The sequence below is a fragment of the Microcoleus sp. bin38.metabat.b11b12b14.051 genome (assembly GCF_013299165.1).
GTDB lineage: Bacteria > Cyanobacteriota > Cyanobacteriia > Cyanobacteriales > Microcoleaceae > Microcoleus.
Genome location: NZ_JAAFKD010000001.1, coordinates 572,045 through 578,324, shown reverse-complemented (window position 1 = coordinate 578,324; position 6,280 = coordinate 572,045). Strand labels below are relative to the sequence as shown.

Genomic DNA, 6,280 nt, shown 5'->3' with positions numbered 1-6,280 from the left:
GCCCGATGCCCGATGCCCGATGCCCGATGCCCGATGCCCGATGCCCGATGCCCTAGAATTAATCTTCTAATTGTTGAACAGATGATACTTCAACTGCGGTAACATCGATCGTACCGGGCGGTGTCATGCGGCTAAAATGACCTTGCTCTATTTTCAGAGGTTCGCCACAATTCGTACACTGACACTGAGTTTGATTTAAACCCGTCAATTCGTATTGACAAACAGGACAGTTACCTTGAATTAAATTGCGTTTCAACCACCACTGAAGCGCGAAAAATCCCACCACAGGTGTCAGCAGGAAAAAACCTACTACAATCAATAATGATTTAACTATCCAACCCAAACCAATTGACACCAACACACACGCGATGCCCAACAGTATCAGCCAATTGCTAATACGCGGTAGGTTTAAAGAAATTTTGGGGGTGCCTTGGTTCACGGTGGTCTCCTTTGGTGTCTTTTCCGGTAGGCATAACTCTATCCTACTCAGAAATTCAGGCGGTCGATCGAGTTAATATTTCTATTGTACACCCTGAAACCGCTCTCTACGTTACAAGTTAATCGGACTCAGAAGGTTAAAGAACCCCTTGTAAGAATTCACACAGCGATTCAAAACTAAATCTTGCCAGGGTTTGTTCCCTCAACCAAGTGCGATCGCACTTTCGATCTTTTCCTCGCAGCATTTCCACACAAGCAACCGCTACTGCTGTGGCATCTCGGCGATCGACTCTCCATCCCAGTTTACCATCTTGCAGCGGATCTGCCGACCCGTCCGCGTCTCCCGCCAGCACGGGCAATCCGCAAGCTAGAGCTTCCAAATACACTATACCGAAGCCTTCCTGGGACGGCATGACATAAGCATCGGCTAACTGGTAGTGTGCTGCTAAATCTGCTGTCGGTACAAAACCCGCAAATATGACTTTTTCGGTAACTCCCAAATCGACGGCGAGTTTTGCTAATCTAGGGCGATCGTCTCCCCTACCAATTACTAAGTATTTCACATTGGGAAAACTTTTGGCAATTTCTGGCAAAGCTTGAATTGTGACATCGACACCTTTGTAACTATCGGTCGATCGCAATCTGGCTACAGTCATCAATATTTTAGCACCAACCAGATCGTACTTTTCTAATAAATGCGCGGGTTTGGAGCCGATAGTAAATATATTTTCATCGACAATACAAGGCACTATTTGGAATTTGTCGGGATTTAAATTGTTGAGTTCGCAAGTGCGATCGCGCGTGTACCTGCTAATAGTCCAAATGCTGTCAGCTTGTCTCATTGCTATTTGGTATTGCGGCCCAAGTGTTTTCCAAACTTCCTTGCCGTAAGTTAAAATCGTGTACGGAATTCCCAATGGCTGGCATAACGTTTTAATCAGCGGTGCGAGTTTGATGTGACCGCAGAAAACCCGTTGAGGTCGTTTTTGCAGCAAGCTGGTTAACAATTTGGCGGCAAACTTCAGACGGCCAAACCCAGCGGGAGCAGTTTTTAGGTAATAAAATTTGAGATTTTTGGAATCGAAGGGATTGTGAGAATCTGGCGAATCTCGCAATAGGAAAACTTCTGCTGGTGGAAAGTTGTTTGCTGCCCCTAGTGACAGGTAAGCTTTCAGGATGTCTTGACTGTAGGATTGAATGCCACCTTCACTGGCAAATATTTCGAGGAAACAGAACAAGCAAGAAGACTCGGCGGTGGTTGAAACCGCGTCTGTACAAACAAAACCCGCCGACGCGGGTTGAATATCAGAAGTCGTGGGGTGCGTCGCCATGAAAAATCCCTCGCCTTGCATATCCACAATCTTACAGCGACACACCCGTGCGAACGCAGCCCGTGTAAACAACCCGGAGTTTCGCTGCGCCCAAGACTTCCTTCTTCGGCAAAACTTGGTGATGAAACTCGGATAACTTTCCGAGGCGCGCCACCTCCGAGTAGCAAACCCCGTCTCGGGTTTCATTGGAGCCCAAAAACAAAAAGCCCCTCACCATCGCTGGTTTGGGGAGAAAATTATCAGGGTGCATCTACTAATGTGCTTACTATAGCATCATTTTGTGGGGTGTCACCCATCATGGGTGACACCAAGACAGATTTTTCGATGAGAATAAGTTATGTTTGAGGTAATAAATGATTGCCAAAGCTTGTATGTCCGATCGCATTGTCGCTGTTAACTTAAGATAGGACAGACGCAAAAATCCTCAGAAACCCTGTAAATTGGTAGATTCATGCTCGCGAAAGCCGATAATTTTCCAGAAATCGGGTTGGCGATCGCAAGTCCTATATTATTTAGAATAAATCCGTGCTAGACCTCAAATTAATCCGAGAAAATCCGCAAGCCGTACAAGAGAGCCTCAACACTCGCGGAGGCAACCACGAAATCGAGCCGATTTTGCAATTAGACAAACAGCAGCGAGAGTTGGAAGGCAAGCGATCGCAACTACAAGCCCGCAGCAACGAAATAGCCAAGCTCATCGGCAAAAAAAGACAATCGGGTTTACCCCTCGAATCTCCCGAAATTCAAACTTTGCAAGCAGAAGGGAACGCAGTCGGCACGGAGTCGAACGAATTGCAAGTACAGGAAAAAGACTTAAAAGCTCAAATTGAAGCGTTATTGTTGCCATTACCTAACTTGCCAGGTAAGTCAACTCCCCTGGGCAAAAATGAAGATGAAAATGTCGAAATCCGGCGCTGGGGTGACGAATACATTCCCCAAAATCCCGATATTTTGCCACACTGGGAAATCGGGGAAAAATTAGGAATTCTCAACTTTGAACGGGCCGTAAAAATTGCTAGTCCCCGATTTGTCACGTTAGTGGGAGCTGGTGCGGCTCTGGAAAGAGCGATTATTCAATTCATGCTCGACCGCCATACAAAAGCGGGTTATGTAGAAGTCATTCCCCCACTTTTAGTTAATACTGAATCCCTCACTGCAACAGGTCAATTGCCGAAATTTGCTGAAGAAAGTTTCAAGTGCAATGAAGATGATTTATGGTTGATTCCTACTTCCGAAGTTCCGGTGGTCAATTTGTACCGAGGTGAAATTTTGACAGCAGAACAGTTGCCAATTTATCACTGTTCTTTTACTCCTTGTTTTCGCCGGGAAGCTGGCAGTTACGGCAAGGATACGCGGGGATTAATTCGGTTGCACCAATTTAATAAGGTGGAATTGGTGAAACTCGTGCATCCGAGTACCTCGGAAGCCGAGCACGAGAAGCTGGTGCAGGATGCTGAGGGAGTTTTGCAGGCGCTGAAATTGCCTTATCGGGCGATCGAGCTTTGTACCGGCGACTTAGGTTTCGCCGCGGCAAAAACCTATGATTTAGAAGTCTGGCTGCCTTCTGCGGGCAAATACCGCGAGATTTCGAGTTGTTCCAATGTCGCAGATTTTCAAGCGCGACGAGCGAATATTCGGTTTAAAGAAGCGGGGAAAAAGGGTACTCAATTCGTGCACGCGCTTAACGGTTCTGGTTTGGCTGTGGGCCGGACAATGGCTGCAATTTTGGAGAATTACCAGCAGCCAGATGGGACGGTGAAAGTGCCGTTCGTGCTGCAATCTTATCTCGGGCGCGAAATTTTGTAAATCAGGTTCTCTGGTTGGGACTTCAGTCATTTTGTGAGAAAAAATGATGACTAAAGTCCTTACAGATTCCCACCAACTAATCACCCGCTAATCGCGGTTTTATCGCTAGAAGGTTCCCCGCTAGCAGGAGGCTCGATCGTATCGCCAAAGGCAATCCGCAGAAATGGCGGAGCTACAAAAGTTGTCAGAATCACCATGATAATAATTGAAACTTCCAACGGCTTATCCAGAACCCCGCTCGCCGAACCGATCGCAGCAAAGACTAACCCAACTTCACCCCGAGGAATCATCCCTACTCCGATCGCCCATCGATTGATTCCAGGCTGACCAAATACCGCCCAACCTGTCACCAGCTTCCCCAAAATCGCCACTACAATCAAAAATACCGCAATCAAAAGCCCCGCCCGATTCTCTGGTACTGTTGGGTTCAAAACCCCCAAATCCGCGCGGGCGCCGACGGTTACAAAAAAGATGGGAACAAACAAATCGGCGATCGGTTTTACCAATTCATCCAACTCATTCCGAGCATCACTTTCATCCAAAACTAAACCAGCCGCAAACGCACCCAAAATCGCTTCGAGATGAATTGCATTACCCAGAAAAGCCATGAAGAAAGCAAAGATAAACGCGGGGATAACTATATTTCCGCGAGTTTTTAGTGTTTCGACTGCCGCTGTAAAGATTTTGTTAAAGATACTGCCCAACAGAATCGAACCTAACAGAAATGCAGTGGCACCGACGATCAAATAGATGACATTAACAACATCAATTTCACCAGTTTTTGCTAAACTTGCAACCACTGCCAAAACAATAATTCCCAACACATCATCAATTACTGCGGCACCGACAATAATTTGACCTTCTTTCGATTGTAGCCGTCCCAATTCAGACAACACTTTAGAGGTAATTCCGATGCTGGTTGCTGTCAAAGCAGCCCCCGCAAAAATTGCCGGAATCGCCGCCGTATGAAAAATAATCATCAAGCCCGCAGTACCGGCGATAAACGGTACTGCTACGCCAACACAAGCGACAACGGTAGCTTGAATTCCGACTGCTTTGAGTTGTCTGAGATCGGACTCCAAGCCAATTTCAAACAGCAGAATAATTACGCCCAATTCAGCTAAGACTGAGATGACTTCACTTTGCGATTCAAAGACGCTGGTGAGGGCGGCGGGTGATAGATGATTAATCGATTGCAGCACTGTCATAATTCCTGAGTTGGAGGCTGACAGCCCTGCTTCGGGAAAAACGATGAGATGTAAAGCTGATACACCAACAATCACTCCGGCGACAAGTTCGCCCAAAACTGGCGGAAAATCCAAGTTTCTCGCTACTTCTGCGCCGAGTTTACTGGCGAGATAGATCACTACTAAACTCAGCAAAACTCCGCTGAGGACGATCGGCGAATTTTCGGAATCGACTGTGGCTAACAAAGGTAGGGGAGCAATTAGCGATGCTATCCCTGAACTAAAAGCTGTAATTGTATGGTTCAAAAACATGATACGATTCAGTTGACAGTTGACAGTTGACAGTTGACAGTTGACAGTTGAGAGTTGACAGTTGACAGTTAACAGTTAACAGTTGACAGTTGAGAGTTAACAGTTGAGCGAAGTCGAAGAGTTGACAGTGACCTAGAACCAAGAGGATTGGAGTAATTAATCATCTTCTTTTAATTTTTTAAGACAAGGGATTCGCTTTAAACCAATCCTTTCTGATAAGAAAGACATTCAAATCCAATAATCCCGGATGCAGATCAACTTAAGGGTTCCGGTTTTGTTAAGGCGGGTTGTGCAGATTCAAACGATTAAGCAAAAGCGGAAGAACCCAAATCTGGCGGTACATCCTGCCACCGCCCTTGTCCAACTGCTTGAATTGCTTCTTTTAGCAAGATATCGCCGGTATAAATGGCTCTACCGACGATCGCACTTTTGACACCAATTGGTTCTAAAGCCAACAAACTCAACAAATCTGCGATCGAACTGACGCCGCCCGAAGCAATCACCGGAATCGAAATCGAGTTAGCAATTTCGCGCAAAGATTCCAAATTCGGCCCTTCCATAGTACCGTCGCGGTGAATGTCGGTGTAAATAATTTCCGCCGCCCCTAATTCTGCCATTTTTTGCGCCAATTCTGTTGCTAAAACTTCGGAGGTTTCGAGCCAGCCTCTTGTCGCAACTTTACCATTTCTGGCATCAATGCCGACCAAAATGCGATCGGGAAATTCGGTACACAATTCGCCGACTAATTGCGGTTGTTCGACGGCGACAGTGCCGAGAATGGCGCGCTGCACGCCTAGATTGAGAATTGACGCGACAGAAGGGCGATCGCGCATACCGCCTCCTAACTGACAGGGAACGTCTACTGCGCGGACGATCGCCTCAATGGCTGCGAGGTTGACGGGATGACCGGCTTTGGCGCCATCGAGATCGACTAAATGCAGCATTGTGGCGCCTTGATTTACCCACTGTCTGGCGACTTCCACGGGATTGTCGTTAAAAGTTTGGGACTTGGCGTAGTCTCCCTGATACAGTCTGACGCATTTTCCGTCCAAAAGGTCGATCGCTGGAATGATATTCATGATTTGGTAATTGGTAATTGGTGATTGGTAATTGGTGATTGGTAATTGGTAATTGGTCATTCGTCATTGGTCATTCGTCATTGGTCATTCGTCATTCGTCATTAGTCATTGGTCATTTGACAAATCC

At 46.6% G+C, this 6,280-nt stretch carries 6 protein-coding genes; 1 reads left to right on the top strand and 5 read right to left on the bottom strand.

Going from position 1 to position 6,280, the window contains the following annotated elements; translation table 11 throughout:
- Window positions 1-58: 58 nt before the first annotated feature.
- The 3 genes from QZW47_RS02600 to QZW47_RS02590 form a co-directional block, all read right to left on the bottom strand.
- Window positions 59-439, bottom strand: coding sequence for a hypothetical protein (locus QZW47_RS02600; protein ID WP_293123337.1), 381 nt, complete (start codon window positions 437-439; stop codon window positions 59-61).
- A gap of 136 nt (window positions 440-575) precedes the next feature.
- Window positions 576-1,790, bottom strand: a complete 1,215-nt coding sequence (locus tag QZW47_RS02595) for a glycosyltransferase family 4 protein (protein WP_293123334.1) — start codon at window positions 1,788-1,790, stop codon at window positions 576-578.
- A 10-nt stretch (window positions 1,791-1,800) separates the two neighbouring features.
- On the bottom strand, window positions 1,801-2,019 hold the full coding sequence (locus QZW47_RS02590; protein WP_293123331.1) for a hypothetical protein: 219 nt from the start codon (window positions 2,017-2,019) through the stop codon (window positions 1,801-1,803).
- 275 nt (window positions 2,020-2,294) lie between these two features.
- Between QZW47_RS02590 and serS the strand changes: the two genes are divergently transcribed.
- Complete coding sequence (gene serS / locus QZW47_RS02585) at window positions 2,295-3,575, top strand: serine--tRNA ligase (RefSeq protein WP_293123328.1); 1,281 nt, start codon at window positions 2,295-2,297, stop codon at window positions 3,573-3,575.
- Between the two features lie 80 nt (window positions 3,576-3,655).
- Here serS and QZW47_RS02580 read toward each other — a convergent pair whose 3' ends face one another.
- Together QZW47_RS02580 and hisA are read right to left on the bottom strand one after the other, a co-directional pair.
- Complete coding sequence (locus tag QZW47_RS02580) at window positions 3,656-5,074, bottom strand: cation:proton antiporter (RefSeq protein ID WP_293123325.1); 1,419 nt, start codon at window positions 5,072-5,074, stop codon at window positions 3,656-3,658.
- Between the two features lie 305 nt (window positions 5,075-5,379).
- Window positions 5,380-6,153: a 1-(5-phosphoribosyl)-5-[(5-phosphoribosylamino)methylideneamino]imidazole-4-carboxamide isomerase gene (gene hisA / locus QZW47_RS02575; protein ID WP_293123416.1), complete on the bottom strand. Its 774-nt coding sequence runs from the start codon at window positions 6,151-6,153 to the stop codon at window positions 5,380-5,382.
- Between the last annotated feature and the right edge of the window lie 127 nt (window positions 6,154-6,280).

Bases quoted from the DNA above. Each gene is read 5' to 3' on its own strand.
- hisA (WP_293123416.1), bottom strand. From the start codon at position 6,153: ATGAATATCATTCCAGCGATCGACCTTTTGGACGGAAAATGCGTCAGA.
- QZW47_RS02580 (WP_293123325.1), bottom strand. From the start codon at position 5,074: ATGTTTTTGAACCATACAATTACAGCTTTTAGTTCAGGGATAGCATCG.
- QZW47_RS02590 (WP_293123331.1), bottom strand. From the start codon at position 2,019: ATGCACCCTGATAATTTTCTCCCCAAACCAGCGATGGTGAGGGGCTTT.
- QZW47_RS02595 (WP_293123334.1), bottom strand. From the start codon at position 1,790: ATGCAAGGCGAGGGATTTTTCATGGCGACGCACCCCACGACTTCTGAT.